This window comes from Streptomyces sp. NPDC002742, assembly GCF_042888885.1.
Classification (GTDB): Bacteria; Actinomycetota; Actinomycetes; order Streptomycetales; family Streptomycetaceae; genus Streptomyces.
The window spans coordinates 40,308-54,660 of the sequence record NZ_JBIAQF010000015.1; the positions used below are offsets into that span (position 1 = coordinate 40,308).

Consider the following 14,353-nt stretch of genomic DNA (forward strand, 5'->3'; position numbering starts at 1 on the left):
GGTACGGGGGGGCCGTCGTACCGAAGTGCGGCGGCTTCCGTCCGGTGCTGCAATGACATTGACCGAGGGGCAGGGGGACCACCATGACCAAGCAGGGGTGAAGCCGTGAGCGAAGACGAATTCGTCGAGATGGGACCGATCGACTATGTGGTCGTGGAGTTTCCCGGTAACCGAATGACCGGCGAGGGATTTCCGATCCTGGTGGATCTGGTGGACCGCGGCGTCATTCGGATCCTCGACCTTCTGTTCGTGAGAAAGGACAAGGACGGATCCGTGGCCGGCATGGAGATCGCGGACTTCGACGGAGACGGGGCGCTCGACCTCGCCGTCTTCCAGGGCGCGTCCTCCGGCCTGTTGGGCGAGGACGACATCGAGGAAGCCGGAAGGGCCCTGGAGCCCGGCAACTCCGCAGGAATCCTGGTCTACGAGAACGTGTGGGCGGCGCCCTTCGCCACCGCCCTGCGCCGCGGCGGTGCCCAGCTGGTCGCCTCCGGGCGCATCCCGGTACCGGCCGTGCTCGCGGCCCTCGAAGACACGGATGCCGGATAGCCGATTCCCCCCGAGTCGGCTCCGAACGGCAGCGGCCCCGCACCGAGGTGCGGGGCCGCTGCCGTTCGGAGAGTCCTCGGAGGGCGGGCCGGCTACTCGGTACGGGCGTCCCGGCTGGACCCGACGCACAGTGCCCAGATGACGAAGGCGTCGATGGCGATCAGCACGCTGGACCATACCGGGGAATACGGCAGCCACATGAAGTTGGCGATCATGGCCAGCCCCGCGAGGGTGATGCCGACGATGCGGGCCCACAGCATGCCGCGGAACACGGCGATGCCGGCGAGGATGACCAGGACGCCGAGGGTGAGGTGGATCCAACCCCAGCTCGTGAGGTTGAAGCTGTAGACGTAGTTGCTGGTCGTGACGAAGACGCTGTCCTTGGCGATGGCGGCGATGCCCTGGAATACGGCCATCGCGCCGCCGAAGATCATCATGACCGCGGCGAAGGCGGTCCAACCGGACACCCACGCTCCCGTACTGCCGGCGGTTCCCTGCCGGTGCATACCCGTCGTAGCCATTGCGAGCTCCTCCTGCGTAGACCTCGCCACCGACCGGGCGACGGTCGGTAGCCCACATTTCAGCTTGCCATGGGAATGACAGACCGGCAGATCGTCGGGAATCACGCCTGGTGGGGCCGAGATCGATGTGCGGATGATTCCGTTCGGTGCTCCAATGGATCTGCCCGGTGCACTGAGAACGAATTCGGCGCGCACAAGGGGTCGAATCCCTTTCGGGCTCATTCTTTTGCCTCGTGCCGGAAAGGAAACCACCGTGCCAGGTCTCCTCCGCGGGGTCGCCCGCACAGCCGTGGTGGCCGGTACGGCCACCGCCGTCTCGAACCGTGTGTCACGTCGTCAGCAGGGGCGATGGGCCCAGCAGGAACCCCAGCAGCAGTACCAGGAGCCCCCGCCCGCCGCCGCGCCCGCGCCCGCCGCGCCGTCCGACGACATGACCAGCAAGATCGACCAACTGAAGCAACTGGGGGACCTCAAGGCCCAGGGCGTGCTCACCGAAGCCGAGTTCGACGAACAGAAGCGCAGGATCCTCGGCTGACCCGCGCGCTACCCCTCGACGAGAATCCCTCGGCGAGACCGCGACGAGAAGCTTACGAAGAGAAGGTACGAAGAGAAGGTACGAAGAGAAGGTACGAAGAGAACACGGCCCCGGCGGCCGAGGGATCAGCCCTCGGCCGCCGGGGCGTGACCAGACCCTGTGCCGGGGCGTGACCAGACCCTGTGCCGGGGCGTGACGAGACCCTGTGCCGGGGAGCGCGGGGGGTCCGGGTGTCGGGGGGCAAGCGGGACCCGGGCGCCGTGACGTGGGCGGATCCGCGGTCAGCCCACCCTGTGGCCGTTCTCCAGTTCCGCCGTTCCCGAGTTCTCCGCCAGGACGTCGAGTGCGGCGAGTACGCGACGCCCCGAGGCGCCCGGCAGATGCTCGGCCAGTTCCTCGCGCGGCACCAGCCGCCAGGACAGCAGCTCCTCCTCCTGCAGCCGGATCGCCTTGAGGTCCCGCTCACCGAGTACTCCGCCGTCGTACAGATACGCCACCAGCGGCGGGCGCGCCGAGCCCTGCACCCAGTCGACGGCCAGCAGCCGTCCGAGTTCCACGTCGAGGCCGATCTCCTCGGCCGTCTCGCGGCGCGCGCCCTGCCGTGGGCTCTCCCCGTCGTCCGACTCCACCGTTCCGCCCGGCAGCGTCCAGCCGTCGCGGTAGTTCGGCTCGACGAGCAGCACGCGCCCCTGGGCGTCGCGGAAGAGGGCGGCGGCCCCGACGAGGACACGGGGCAGGCCGGCGATGTATGCGGCGAAGTCCGAAGTGGTCACTCAGGAAGGGTATCGAGCGGGACCGGGCGCTCCCCGGCTCCGGCTCAGGCCTCGACCAGCGCGACCGTGCGTGACGCGAGCTCGCTGATCCGTACTCCGTCGAAGCCGAACACCGCGCTGCGGACGGTGTCCTCCAGCGGGTCCTTCCACTGCGGGGGAATCGCCTCCGCCCCGCACAGGACGCCCGCGACGGAGCCCGCGGTCGCGCCGTTCGAGTCGGTGTCCAGACCGCCGCGGACGGTCAGCGCGATGGTGCGGGTGAAGTCGCCGTCGCCGTACAGCAGCCCGGCGGTGAGCACCGCCGCGTTCGGGACCGTGTGGATCCAGCCCATCCCGGCGGTCTCCTCGGACACGGTGGTGAGCGTGTCCTCCCAGGTCATCCGGGTCTCGTGGAGCGTGAGCACCCGGCGTACGGTGCGGGCGAGCCGACTGCTCGCGGGGATCACGGTGAGTGCCGTGTCCAGCGCGTCCCGGACGGACGGGGCGGTGAAGGCCGCGGAGATCAGCGCCGCCGCCCACATCGCGCCGTAGACGCCGTTGCCCGTATGCGACAGGACGGCGTCCCGGCGGGCCAGGGAGGCGGCCCGCTGCGGCAGCCCCGGGGAGGTCCAGCCGTAGACATCGGCGCGGATCAGCGCGCCGATCCACTCCTGGTACGGATTCTCGTACGTCGCCGTCACGGGCGGTTTCAGCCCCTGGGCGAGGTTGCGGTACGCGGCCCGTTCCGCCGTGAACGTCTGGAGATACGGAAGGCGCAGCAGCCACAGGTCACCGACCTGCTCGGTGCTGAACGAGAAGCCGTGCGTCTCCAGGAGGTCGAGCCCGAGGATCGCGTAGTCCACGTCGTCGTCACGGCAGCTGCCGTGGATACGGCCGCGCACACAGCTTCGCCACTCGGGCCGCAGCTCGAACTCGCCCCCGGCAGCGTCGTCGGCGGGCCCGGGAAGGTAGTCGGTCAGGGGCAGGGCAGCTGCCTGCCGCAGATAGCGGTCGATCCGGTCCCGCGTCCAGTGGTCGCCCTGCTCGACCGGCTTGCCGAGCATGTTGCCCGCGATCCGGCCCAGCCAGCCCCCGAGGACGCGGTCGGCGAGGTCGGTGCCCACAGGGGTCATGGCTCCGGTGTACCCAATTCCGGGCGTGCACGCTCGTCGGGGCGGCACGGAATCGGGTGTTCCGGGAGCCCCCGAGGCCGCCGGTGCCGTCGATGCCCCGTGCCGGGCACCCCGCGGCGACCGGTCCCCGAGCCGGTCCCGGGGCCCGTCCCGCAGGCTGGGCAGGGGCATGACGGCGGGCGCTCCCTCCGGTTAAGGTCGCAGCGGCGCGACTGCCTTGACGTGTACAAGGCCCGGAAAGCAAGGGGAATGCAAGGTGGCGGACGCTGCAGTGAATCGGACCCCGCGTGTGCTCATCGCCGCGGACAAGTTCAAGGGATCGCTGACGGCCGTACAGGTCGCGGAGCGTGTGACGGCCGGACTGCGCCGGGTCGCGCCCCAGGTGGTGGTCGAGTCGCTGCCCGTGGCCGACGGCGGCGACGGCACCGTCGACGCGGCGGTCGCGGCCGGATTCGAGCGCCGTGAGGTGCGCGTCGCCGGGCCGCTGGGCGACGAGGTGACCGCCTCGTTCGCGCTGCGCGGGGACACCGCGGTCGTGGAGATGGCCGAGGCGAGCGGGTTGCAGCGGCTGCCCAGGGGCGTCCTCGCACCGCTCTCGTCCTCGACGTACGGCTCCGGGGAACTGCTGCGCGCCGCGCTGGACGCCGGTGCGCGCACCGTCGTCTTCGGCGTGGGCGGCAGCGCGACGACGGACTGCGGCGCGGGCATGCTCTCCGCGCTCGGCGCGCGCTTTCTGGACACGGACGGCGAGCCGGTGGCTCCGGGCGGCGCCGCGTTGCGTGATGTGGCGAGCGCCGATCTGTCCGGCCTGGACGACCGGCTCGCCGCGGTCGACCTCGTCCTCGCCAGCGACGTGGACAACCCGTTGACGGGGCCCAAGGGCGCACCCGCCGTCTACGGCCCCCAGAAGGGCGCGGGTCCCGACGACGTCGCGGTGCTGGACACCGCCCTCGCCCACTTCGCCGGCGTCCTGGAGAAGGAGATCGGGCCGAAGGCCGCCGGGTACTCCACCGCGCCGGGCGCGGGTGCCGCGGGAGGGGTCGGTTACGGGGCTCTGGTCCTCGGCGCCCGCTTCCGGCCCGGCATCGAGGTGATGCTCGAAGTGCTCGGCTTCGCGTCCGCCCTGGAGCGTGCCACGCTGGTGATCACCGGTGAGGGGTCCCTCGACGAGCAGACCCTGCACGGCAAGGCGCCCGCGGGGGTCGCGGCGGCCGCCCGTGCCGCGGGCAAGGAGGTCGTCGCGGTCTGCGGCCGCCTCGCGCTCCGGCCCGAGGCGCTCGGCAGGGCCGGCATCCGCCGGGCTTACCCCCTCACCGAGGTCGAGCCCGACATCGCGAAGTGCGTCTCCGACGCCGGCCCGATCCTGGAACGCGTGGCGGAGAACATCGGGCGGGATTTCCTGGGCTGAGTTCCGGGGGGCATCGTTCCCCTCGGTCCGAGGGCGGCCCGCGCGCCCACCGCCGTGGGCCGCCGTCGTCTCACCGTCCAGGCGCCGCTCCCGTGACCACCGCCGCGCCCGCCAACCGGTAGGCGTCCAGGGCCAGGGTCATCTCGATCAGGTCGCGGGGGCGGGCCAGTGAGCGCGAGGTCAGCTGTTCCAGCCGGCGAAGACGGTTGAAGACGGTGTTCCGGTGGCAGTACAGGCGTCCGGCAGCGCGTCCCGCGGAGCCCTCGCAGGCCAGCCACATGTCCAGCGTCTCGATCAGCACGGCCCGGTCGCCCGGTTCGAGCTCCAGCAGCGTCCCGAAGACGTCCGACACCAGCCGGCCCGCAAGCTCCGGCTGGCTCACGACGAGCGCCGTCGGCATCCGCTGATCGAGGCGTACGACACCGGTCGCGTCCGGCGGACAGGTCCGCAGCGCCAGTTCGGCCCACCGCCGGGCCCGCCCCAGCTCGACCAGTCCCGGGACCACGGGGCTGATCCCGCCCGGACCGGAGCGCCGACCGTCCAGCAGCCGGGCCACCTCGTCCAGGCCCTGTCCGGCGTCCAGCGCCACCACCGCGATCTCGCAGTCGGCCCGCATCCGCCAGATGAACCGCAGCCCCGCCCCCACCATCGGCCGGACGCAGACGTCCCGTCCGTCGTGGCGCTCCGTCCGCAGCACGACGACGGCGTACGGTCCGTGCTCGGGCAGATCGAGCCCGGCCGCCGCCCGCGCCGCGAGCCCCGGTGCCTCCTGACCCTCAAGGAGGGCGTCGAGCAGAGCCTGGAGTTGCTCGTCGGTGCGCCGTCGCAGCTCCTGCTCCGTGGCGAGATAGGACTCCGACGCGGTCGCGGCCTGCGCGTCCACGGCCGACCACACCATCGTGGCGCACCGCATGAGCACCGCGAGCCGCTCGGGCTCCCGGCTCGCCGCGCTCTCCATCAGCGCGTCCCACACCAGATAGCCGGCGGCACGGTAGGCGTGTACCAGGAGTTCGAGAGGCAGCCCCTGCTGGGCCCGCCGTCGGCCCGCCTCCTCGGCGTGCTCCAGATCGCGGCGCGGTGAGTCCCGCGGCGCGGAGATCGCCTTGATGCCGATGCGCATCGCGGTCTCCGCCTCCCGCCACTGCTGGTCGTACGGCAGCACCTGTCCGTAGACGGGCGAGTACTCGGTGAGCTGCCTGAGGTGCTCGTCGACGAGCTCGGGCAGCCGTTCCAGCAGAGTCGCACACGACTCCGCGAGCAGTTTCCAGTCACGACCGGTCCGCGGTCTGCGCCCTCCCATGGCCGGAGGATCCCACCCGGACACGGGGTCGCACAGGCCCCTGACACGCAGTGTTGTGCGCATGCACAACGGGTGGGCGCCACCGGTGGGCTTCCGCCGCGTATCGGCCGCAGCCCGTGGACGGGGGTGTCCGCCGGTGCTGAGGTGAGCGCCACACCGAGCGAGGACAAGGGAGATGCCATGGGCGGTTCCGCTCTGCTCGTGCGGGAACTGTCGGTCGGATACGGCCCCGTACGCGCACTGCGTCATGTGTCGTTGGAGGTGCCCGAGGGAACCGTGGTGACGGTCCTCGGCGGCAACGGCGCGGGCAAGTCGACGCTGCTGCGGGCCGTGTGCCGGACCCTCTCCTTCCACGGGGGAGCGGTCACCGGCGGCACGGTCACGCTGGGCGGACGACCGCTCGACCGGCTGCCGCCGGACCGGGTGGTGGCCGCCGGGGTGTCCCAAGTCCCGGAAGGGCGACGGGTGTTCAGCCGGATGACGGTCGCGGACAATCTGCGCGCCGGAGCGCTCGGCGGTACCGGCGGCCGCGTCGACCGGGCGCGCGCCCTGCGGCGCGTGCACGAACTGTTCCCCGTCCTCGCCGACCGCGCCCGGCAACGGGCGGGGCTGCTGTCCGGCGGGGAACAGCAGATGCTCGCGGTCGGCCGGGCGCTCATGGGCGCCCCCAAGGTGCTGCTGCTCGACGAACCCTCGCTCGGGCTCGCCCCGTTGATGGCCGCGCGGATCGCCGACACCGTGCGGGAGATCAACGAACAGGGCACCTCCGTCCTGCTCGTCGAACAGAACGCCGCCCTCGCCCTGCGGCTCGCGTCCAGCGCCTACGTCCTGGAGGTCGGCGAGGTGACCCTGTCCGGCCCCGCGGACGAACTGGCCGCCTCCGACGAGGTGCGCCGCCGCTATCTCGGAGTGGTCGACGAGGACGCGGCGGCCGACGGGGCTTCCGCTCGCGGCGCCCTCCCGTCCCTGTCCCGCTGGAAGGGGTGATCCACCGTGGCGGAACACGACAGCACGCCGACTCCCGCGCCGGGCAAGGCGAGCACGACCGACGGGGCTGTTGTGGCCGACGGGGCCGCCGTGGCCGACCGGGCGACCGAGCCCTCCGGCATTCCCTCGCTCGACGTCAGGGACGTGACGGTCCGGTTCGCGGGGCTGACCGCGCTCGACGGGGTGAGCTTCACCGTGCGACCGGGCACCGTGCACGCCCTCATCGGGCCCAACGGGGCGGGAAAGTCAACCTGCTTCAACGTCCTGTCCGGTGTCTGCCGGCCCGCCGCCGGAAGCGTCCGCCTCGGAGAGCACGAACTCACCGGCCTGCCGCCGCACCGAATCGCCGGACTGGGCGTGGCCCGCATCTTCCAGAACCTCGCCCTGCCCCCGCACGCCACCGTCGAGGACTGCCTGCTCCTCGGCCGGCACCGGCTGACCCGCGCCGGCTTCCTCGCCGCCGGGCTGCGGCTGCCCTCGGCGGCCCGCGAGGACCGGCGGCACCGCGAACGCGTCCGCGAGATCGCCGAGTTCGTGGGCCTGGAGGGACAGCTCGACCGGCCCGCCGGTTCGCTCCCGTACGGACAGCAGAAGCTCGCCGAACTCGCCAGGGCCCTGTGCATGGAACCCCGGGTCCTGCTGCTGGACGAACCCGTCGCGGGCATGACCGCCGACGAACGCCGCCGTACCGCCGCGGTCGTCGCCGGAGTCCGCGACAGCCTCGGCATCTCGATCGTGCTGGTGGAACACGACATGGGGGTGGTGATGCGGCTCGCGGACGCGGTGACCGTACTGGACTTCGGGCGCCGTATCGCCGACGGCGCCCCCCAGGACGTACAGAACGACCCGGCGGTGGTACGCGCCTATCTGGGCGAGCGCGCCGACCCAGAGGAGACCGCTTCATGAGCACCTTCGCCGAACTCCTGCTCAACGGACTGTCGTTGGGCTCCGTCTACGCCCTCATCGCGCTCGGCTTCGTCGTCATCTTCCGGGCCACCGAGGTCGTCAACTTCGCGCACGCCTCCCTGCTGCTCGCGGGCGGCTACGTCACCGCGACCCTGCACGACGACATCGGCTTCTGGCCCGCGCTGCTCGCCGGGGTCGCGGGCGCCGCGCTGGTCGGGGCAGCCGTGGAGTTCCTGGTGATCCGCCGCTACCGGGGCACCGACCAGAGCGTCCTCGCCATCGTCACCATCGGCGTCGACATCCTGCTCACCACCGAACTGACCCGCCGGATCGGCACGGACGTCCTCGTGATGGGCGACCCCTGGGGCAACGCAGTCCTCACCGTCGGGCCGGTCTCCATCGCGCACACCCGCATCGCGGCGTTCGTCACCGCGTCCCTGCTCATCACCGTCTTCCTGCTGGCCTTCCGCTACACGTCCTGGGGCGTGGCGATGCGCGCCGCCGCCGAGAGCCCGGAGACCGCCGCCCTGATGGGAGTCCGGCTCGGCCGGGTGTCGCTGGGGGCCTGGGCGGTGGCGGGCGGCCTCGCGGCCGTCGCCGCGCTGTTCCTGACCGTCTTCCCGACCCCGGGCCTCGAACGCGCCACCTCGCTGGCCGCGCTCAAGGCGTTCCCCGCGGCGATCCTCGGCGGCCTCGACTCGACGACCGGCGCGCTGGTCGGCGGCCTCGTCGTCGGGGTCACCGAATCCATGGCCACCGGGTACCAGAGCGACCTCACCTTCCTCGGGCGCGGCCTCGGCGATCTCGCGCCGTACGTCGTCATGGTCGCGATCCTGCTCATCCGGCCCGCCGGGCTGTTCGGCACGAAGGAGCTCGCCCGTGTCTGAGGTCCTCACCCGCGACGAGACGGGCAGCGCACCCCGGCCCGCCGGCCACCGCACGGCCCGGCTGCCCGGAGCGCGGGCCGCGATCGGGGCCGCAGGCGCCGTCCTGCTGCTCGCGCTGCCCTTCTACGTCGACCGTTTCTGGCTCCAGGCCGGGCTGTTCGCCATGGCCGCCGCGATCGGCGCGATCGGCCTCAACCTCCTCACCGGCGCGACCGGGCAGCTCTCCATGGGGCACGCGTTCTTCCTCGCGGTCGGCGCCTACGGCTACTGCGTGTTCGCCGCCGACGGAGGCGACGGGCTCACCGGCCTGGGACTGCCGACCTGGCTCGCGGCCGTGCTCGCCGTGGCCGTCTCCGGGATCGCCGGGGGCCTGTTCAGCCCGATGGCGGGACGACTGCGCGGCGCCTACCTCGGCATCGCCACGCTCGCCCTGATCTTCATCGGACAGCACGTCCTGTTCAACGCCCGGGATCTGACGGGCGGCTTCAACGGGCGTGACGTACCGCCGCTCAGCCTGTTCGGCATCGCCTTCGACGACCGTGAGCTCGTCGTCGCCGACGTGCCGTTCGGCTCGGCCGAGAAGCTCTGGTACGTCGGCCTGCTGCTGCTCCTCGGCTGCGGGATCTTCGCCCGCGGGGTGCTGCGCGGCCGCCCCGGCCGGGCGATGAACGCGATCCGCGACCACCGGATCGCGGCCGGGGTGATCGGCGTGCCCGTCGCCCGGTACCGCGCCGCCGTCTTCGTCCTGTCCTCGATGTACGCGGGCCTGGCCGGGGTGCTGCTCGCCCTGGTCTTCCAGCGCACCGTGCCCGACTACTTCGGGATCACGCTCTCGCTCGACTACCTCGCCATGATCGTCATCGGCGGGCTCGGCTCGGTCGCCGGGGCGGTCGCCGGGGCCGCGTTCGTCTCGCTGCTGCCGCAGCTGCTGACCCGGTACAGCGACACCCTGCCCCTGGTCTCCGACCCGGGCACGGGCGGTATCGCGCCCGGCGAGGCGGCCCGGTACCTGTACGGCGCCGCCGTCGTGGCGGTGGTGCTCTTTCTTCCGGGCGGCCTGGTCAGGGTGGCCGCCCGGCTTCGCGTCACGCCCCGTCCCGGGGCCACTCCAGGGGAGGAACGATGAGAACGACACACACCGCGCGGCTGGCCGCCGGGGCGCTGGCCGCCCTGCTCGTGCTGGCCGGATGCAGTTCCAAGGCCAAGGGCGGCGGCGGTGACAAGCCGGCGGCAGGCGGGGTGAAGACCGGCCAGGGGATCTCCGGGAAGACGATCGGCCTCGGAGTGCTCACCGACATGAGCGGTGTCTACGCGACGCTCGGCAAGAGCGTCACCCAGGCCCAGCAGCTGTATGTGAAGCAGATCAACGCCGCGGGCGGCGTCTGCGGCTACAAGCTGGCGCTGACGGTCCGCGACCACGGGTACGAGCCGCAGAAGGCCGTCTCCGGCTACACGGAGCTGGCCCCGAAGGTGCTGGGCTTCACCCAGTTCATCGGTTCGCCCTTCGTCGCGGCCGTCAAACAGCGCATCGACGGCCAGGACAAGGGCCTGGTCCTGCCGCAGGCCTGGTCGGCCACCCTGCTGGGCAGCCCGTACATCCGGCCCATCGGCTCCACGTACGACATCGAGACGATCAACGCGATCGACTTCCTGATGAAGGAGAAGGGCCTCAAGAAGGGCGACAGCATCGGCCATGTCTACTTCGAGGGTGACTACGGCGAGAACGCCCTGACCGGCTCCCGGTACATGGCGAAGCAGTCGGGGCTCAAGGTCGTCGAGCAGAAGATCAAGCCGACGGACAACGACATGACCGCCCAGGTCGTCGCCCTGAAGAAGGCGGGCGTGAAGGCCATCGTGATCAGCGCGGGGCCCCGGCAGGCTGCCTCGCTCGTCGGGGTCGCGGCGGCGGTCAAGTTCGATGTGCCGGTCATCGGCAACAACTCGGCGTTCGCCCCGCAGCTCCTCGCCACCGCGGCGGCCCCGGCCCTGGAGGCGAACTACTACGTGGCCAACCCCTCGCTGCCGATCGGGGCGGACACCCCGAAGGCGAAGAAGCTGGTCGCGGACTACCGGGCCGCCTATCCGAAGGACTCCCTGGACAACGGCGTGGTGGCGGGCTGGACGGCCGCGTCGGCGTTCGGCGAGGCGCTGAAGAAGGCCTGCGCGGCCAAGGACCTCACCCGCGAGGGCGTCGACAAGGCCCTGCTGACCATCGACGCGTTCGACCCGGGGTTCGGCATTCCGCAGAACTTCACCGACCCGAAGTCGGCCTCGTCGAAGGAGAGCGTCATCCTGCGGCCCGACAAGAGCGCCGTGGGCGGGATGAAGGTCGTCCGTGAGGCCGAGGCCTCGTCCGTCGCCCAGGGGTACACGCCCGCCCTCTGACGTCCCCGCTCCCGCGCGCGGCGCGATGGGCACGCTCGGTGGCGCCGATGGCTCCGCCCCGCACACCGCACACGCGAAGGGCCCCGAACCGTGTGGTTCGGGGCCCTTCGCGGCGTACGGGGTGCTACGGGAGCTGCGCGGCTCGTGCCTCACGGCGGTTGCCCCGGAAGTTGTTCACCCGGCGGGCCGTGGCGAACAGCGGGATCACCGCGCCCATGACCAGCTGCAGCGCGCAGCCGGTCTGGAGGAGCAGCTGGCCGCCGGGGGCGTCGAACGCCCACGCCGCCAGGAGACCCATCGAGAGCACGATCCAGGAGAGCATCGCGACCGCGAGGCGGCCGCGCGGCTTGGGGTACTCGACCCGGCTCACCATCAGCCAGGCGGTGCCCATGATCGCCATGAGCGTGGCGACGAAGGGCAGCTCGAGCAGGATGATGGAGACCACGGTCAGGGCGCCGAAGGGGCTCGGCATGCCCTGGAACGTGCCGTCCTTCACCGTGACGCAGGAGAATCTCGCGAGCCTCAGCACCACGGCCAGGAGCACGACGATCGCTCCGACCGCCGCCACCTTCTGGTACGCGTCGTCCGCGACCATCCCGTACACGAGCACGAAGTACGCCGGTGCGAGACCGAAGCTGATCAGGTCGGACAGGTTGTCCAGCTCGGCGCCCATGGGGGAGGAGCGCAGCTTGCGGGCCACCAGGCCGTCGAACAGGTCGAAGATCGCCGCGCACAGCATGAGGATCACGGCCGTGGCCGCGGAGTGACGGGCCATGCCCGACTCGTCGCTGCCCGTGAGGTGCGGGATCAGGATCCCGGTGGTGGTGAAGTACACCGCCATGAAGCCGCACGTGGCGTTGCCGAGGGTGAGCGTGTCCGCTATCGAGAGGCGGAGCGAGAGGGGCATCTCCTCCTCGTCGTCCGCCTCGTCGGCCTCCGGCACCCAGCCGGCCTGTGTCTCGGGATCAATCACGGTCAATTCGAGTCACCCCAGCCACGGTCTTCTGACCGACCTCCACGTCGACCTCGACACCCTCGGGGAGGTAGATGTCGACGCGCGAGCCGAAGCGGATCAGGCCGATCCGGTCACCCTGCTCGACCTTCGTGCCCTGAGGGATGTAGGGCACGATGCGACGGGCGACCGCGCCGGCGATCTGGATCATCTCGATGTCACCGAGCTCGGTGTCGAAGTGCCAGACGACGCGCTCGTTGTTCTCGCTCTCCTTGTTGAAGGCCGGAACGAACCCGCCGGGGATGTGCTCGACCGACGTCACCGTGCCGGAGAGCGGCGCGCGGTTGACGTGGACGTTGAGCGGGCTCATGAAGATCGCGACGCGGGTGCGTCCGTCCTTCCACGGCATGATGCTCTGCACCACACCGTCGGCGGGCGAGATGACACGGCCCTGCGTGATCTCACGCTCGGGGTCGCGGAAGAACCACAGCATCCCGGCCGCGAGCGCGGTGACGGGTACGGCCACGGCCTTGGCCGCGCCGGAACGGCGCGAACGGGCCAGGCTGATTGCTGCGGTGGCAACGGTCGGGAGAAGCCACGGCGATGCTCCGCGCGCGAGGCGGACCCGGCCGCGAGGTGCAGAGGTTTGGCTGTGGGGCATGGATGACCTTCGTAGCGGATGATGCCGCGCTCGAACGGGGGACGGCGGCTTTCACGCGATCGTACCGGTCGCAGACCGCAACTGGGCAAGCCAAGATGCGGAGTCGACGGCCGAAGAGTGCTGACGGGGTGTGATCTTCTTCGCGAAGAAAACACCCCGAACCCGGACATCTAGCCCTGGAGTCGATACTCTTCGAGCAGTCGGCGCCCGATGATCATTTTCTGGATCTCGGCGGTACCTTCGCCGATCAGCAGCATCGGTGCCTCACGGTAGAGGCGTTCGATCTCGTACTCCTTGGAGAAGCCGTAGCCGCCGTGGATCCGGAACGCATCTTCCACTACCTCTTTGCAGTACTCGGAGGCGAGGTACTTCGCCATCCCTGCTTCGAGGTCGTTTCGTTCACCGGAGTCCTTTTTGCGAGCCGCGTTCACCATCATTGCATGGGCGGCCTCGACCTTGGTAGCCATTTCGGCCAGCTTGAACTGGATCGCCTGGTGCTGGGCGATGGCCTTGCCGAAAGTGTGACGTTGCTGGGCGTATGAGACGCCGAGCTCGAATGCGCGCTGCGCGACACCGCAGCCACGGGCCGCGACATTGACGCGGCCGACCTCGACTCCGTCCATCATTTGGTAAAACCCTCGGCCGGTGGTGCCGCCGAGTACGCGATCGGCCGGAATGCGCAGTCCGTCCATGATGAGCTCGGTGGTGTCGACCCCCTTGTAGCCCATCTTGTCGATCTTCCCGGGAATGGTGAGGCCGGGGCGGACCTCTCCGAAGCCGGGCTCCTTCTCCACCAGGAAGGTCGTCATCGACTTGTGGGGCGCCGTGCCCTCGGGGTGTCCTTCGTCACTCCGGACCAGAACGGCCACCAGATTCGAGGATCCGCCGTTCGTCAGCCACATCTTCTGGCCGTTGAGGACGTACTCCTCGCCGTCCTTCACCGCCTTCGATGTGATCGCCGACACATCGGAACCGAGCGCCGGCTCCGACATCGAGAAGGCGCCACGCGTCTCGCCGAGCGCCATGCGGGGCAGGAAGTGGTCCTTCTGCTCCTGCGTGCCGTGCTGCTTGATCATGTACGCCACGATGAAGTGGGTGTTGATGATGCCGGAGACCGACATCCAGCCACGGGCGATCTCCTCGACGCACAGCGCGTACGTCAGGAGGGACTCGCCGAGACCGCCGTACTCCTCGGGGATCATCAGCCCGAAGAGGCCGAGCTCCTTGAGACCGTCGACGATCGCTTGCGGATACTCGTCTCGGTGCTCCAGCTCGGTCGCGACCGGGATGATCTCCTTGTCCACGAAGTCGCGGACGGTGGAGAGGATCTCCTGCTGGACGTCGGTCAGACCGGCGGTCTGGGCGAGTCGTGCCATG

Annotated in this window: 15 protein-coding genes; 8 read left to right on the forward strand and 7 right to left on the reverse strand. The window is 70.8% G+C overall.

Features of this window, described 5'->3' with window-relative positions:
* Positions 1–129 precede the first annotated feature (129 nt).
* Positions 130–549, forward strand: coding sequence for a DUF6325 family protein (locus ACFYW8_RS26370; RefSeq protein ID WP_365880966.1), 420 nt, complete (start codon positions 130–132; stop codon positions 547–549).
* A 92-nt stretch (positions 550–641) separates the two neighbouring features.
* On the opposite strand, the gene ACFYW8_RS26375 is transcribed toward ACFYW8_RS26370, so the two are convergent.
* Positions 642–1,070 carry a hypothetical protein gene (locus tag ACFYW8_RS26375; protein WP_389080825.1) on the reverse strand — a complete coding sequence of 143 codons (429 nt, stop codon included), beginning with the start codon at positions 1,068–1,070 and terminating at the stop codon, positions 642–644.
* Between the two features lie 253 nt (positions 1,071–1,323).
* On the opposite strand from ACFYW8_RS26375, the gene ACFYW8_RS26380 reads away from it, so the two are divergent.
* The gene (locus ACFYW8_RS26380; protein ID WP_365882012.1) at positions 1,324–1,605 is read left to right on the forward strand and encodes an SHOCT domain-containing protein; all 282 of its coding nucleotides are present in this window, start codon (positions 1,324–1,326) and stop codon (positions 1,603–1,605) included.
* A 281-nt stretch (positions 1,606–1,886) separates the two neighbouring features.
* On the opposite strand, the gene ACFYW8_RS26385 is transcribed toward ACFYW8_RS26380, so the two are convergent.
* Complete coding sequence (locus ACFYW8_RS26385; protein ID WP_389080833.1) at positions 1,887–2,378, reverse strand: NUDIX domain-containing protein; 492 nt, start codon at positions 2,376–2,378, stop codon at positions 1,887–1,889.
* A gap of 44 nt (positions 2,379–2,422) precedes the next feature.
* A complete protein-coding gene (locus tag ACFYW8_RS26390; protein WP_389080838.1) occupies positions 2,423–3,490 on the reverse strand; it encodes an ADP-ribosylglycohydrolase family protein in 1,068 nt (355 codons plus the stop codon).
* Positions 3,491–3,746: 256 nt separating this feature from the next.
* On the opposite strand from ACFYW8_RS26390, the gene ACFYW8_RS26395 reads away from it, so the two are divergent.
* Complete coding sequence (locus ACFYW8_RS26395; RefSeq protein WP_365882018.1) at positions 3,747–4,898, forward strand: glycerate kinase; 1,152 nt, start codon at positions 3,747–3,749, stop codon at positions 4,896–4,898.
* A gap of 70 nt (positions 4,899–4,968) precedes the next feature.
* On the opposite strand, the gene ACFYW8_RS26400 is transcribed toward ACFYW8_RS26395, so the two are convergent.
* Positions 4,969–6,198, reverse strand: a complete 1,230-nt coding sequence (locus tag ACFYW8_RS26400; RefSeq protein ID WP_389080845.1) for a PucR family transcriptional regulator — start codon at positions 6,196–6,198, stop codon at positions 4,969–4,971.
* Positions 6,199–6,378: 180 nt separating this feature from the next.
* On the opposite strand from ACFYW8_RS26400, the gene ACFYW8_RS26405 reads away from it, so the two are divergent.
* The 5 genes from ACFYW8_RS26405 to ACFYW8_RS26425 all read left to right on the forward strand — a co-directional run bounded on the left by ACFYW8_RS26405 (position 6,379) and on the right by ACFYW8_RS26425 (position 11,363).
* Positions 6,379–7,185 carry an ABC transporter ATP-binding protein gene (locus ACFYW8_RS26405; RefSeq protein ID WP_389081454.1) on the forward strand — a complete coding sequence of 269 codons (807 nt, stop codon included), beginning with the start codon at positions 6,379–6,381 and terminating at the stop codon, positions 7,183–7,185.
* A gap of 120 nt (positions 7,186–7,305) precedes the next feature.
* Positions 7,306–8,091 (forward strand): ABC transporter ATP-binding protein, encoded by a 786-nt coding sequence (locus ACFYW8_RS26410; protein ID WP_365882074.1) that lies wholly within the window; start codon positions 7,306–7,308, stop codon positions 8,089–8,091.
* Positions 8,088–8,978: a branched-chain amino acid ABC transporter permease gene (locus ACFYW8_RS26415; RefSeq protein WP_365882024.1), complete on the forward strand. Its 891-nt coding sequence runs from the start codon at positions 8,088–8,090 to the stop codon at positions 8,976–8,978. Before ACFYW8_RS26410 ends, ACFYW8_RS26415 begins: the two co-directional genes overlap by 4 nt.
* Before the next feature lie 61 nt (positions 8,979–9,039).
* Positions 9,040–10,104 (forward strand): branched-chain amino acid ABC transporter permease, encoded by a 1,065-nt coding sequence (locus ACFYW8_RS26420; protein WP_389081461.1) that lies wholly within the window; start codon positions 9,040–9,042, stop codon positions 10,102–10,104.
* The gene (locus ACFYW8_RS26425) at positions 10,101–11,363 is read left to right on the forward strand and encodes an ABC transporter substrate-binding protein (protein ID WP_365882026.1); all 1,263 of its coding nucleotides are present in this window, start codon (positions 10,101–10,103) and stop codon (positions 11,361–11,363) included. Before ACFYW8_RS26420 ends, ACFYW8_RS26425 begins: the two co-directional genes overlap by 4 nt.
* A 124-nt stretch (positions 11,364–11,487) precedes the next feature.
* Here ACFYW8_RS26425 and pssA read toward each other — a convergent pair whose 3' ends face one another.
* From pssA to ACFYW8_RS26440, 3 genes are all read right to left on the reverse strand, one after another.
* On the reverse strand, positions 11,488–12,306 hold the full coding sequence (gene pssA, locus ACFYW8_RS26430; RefSeq protein ID WP_389081466.1) for a CDP-diacylglycerol--serine O-phosphatidyltransferase: 819 nt from the start codon (positions 12,304–12,306) through the stop codon (positions 11,488–11,490).
* Positions 12,307–12,328: 22 nt separating this feature from the next.
* Positions 12,329–12,976, reverse strand: coding sequence for a phosphatidylserine decarboxylase (locus tag ACFYW8_RS26435; RefSeq protein WP_355840278.1), 648 nt, complete (start codon positions 12,974–12,976; stop codon positions 12,329–12,331).
* Positions 12,977–13,146: 170 nt separating this feature from the next.
* Positions 13,147–14,352 (reverse strand): acyl-CoA dehydrogenase family protein, encoded by a 1,206-nt coding sequence (locus tag ACFYW8_RS26440; protein WP_365882029.1) that lies wholly within the window; start codon positions 14,350–14,352, stop codon positions 13,147–13,149.
* Position 14,353 lies beyond the last annotated feature (1 nt).

Bases quoted from the DNA above. Each gene is read 5' to 3' on its own strand.
- ACFYW8_RS26370 (WP_365880966.1), top strand. From the start codon at position 130: ATGGGACCGATCGACTATGTGGTCGTGGAGTTTCCCGGTAACCGAATG.
- ACFYW8_RS26440 (WP_365882029.1), bottom strand. From the start codon at position 14,352: ATGGCACGACTCGCCCAGACCGCCGGTCTGACCGACGTCCAGCAGGAG.
- ACFYW8_RS26415 (WP_365882024.1), top strand. From the start codon at position 8,088: ATGAGCACCTTCGCCGAACTCCTGCTCAACGGACTGTCGTTGGGCTCC.
- ACFYW8_RS26435 (WP_355840278.1), bottom strand. From the start codon at position 12,976: ATGCCCCACAGCCAAACCTCTGCACCTCGCGGCCGGGTCCGCCTCGCG.
- ACFYW8_RS26390 (WP_389080838.1), bottom strand. From the start codon at position 3,490: ATGACCCCTGTGGGCACCGACCTCGCCGACCGCGTCCTCGGGGGCTGG.
- ACFYW8_RS26400 (WP_389080845.1), bottom strand. From the start codon at position 6,198: ATGGGAGGGCGCAGACCGCGGACCGGTCGTGACTGGAAACTGCTCGCG.
- ACFYW8_RS26375 (WP_389080825.1), bottom strand. From the start codon at position 1,070: ATGGCTACGACGGGTATGCACCGGCAGGGAACCGCCGGCAGTACGGGA.
- ACFYW8_RS26405 (WP_389081454.1), top strand. From the start codon at position 6,379: ATGGGCGGTTCCGCTCTGCTCGTGCGGGAACTGTCGGTCGGATACGGC.
- ACFYW8_RS26425 (WP_365882026.1), top strand. From the start codon at position 10,101: ATGAGAACGACACACACCGCGCGGCTGGCCGCCGGGGCGCTGGCCGCC.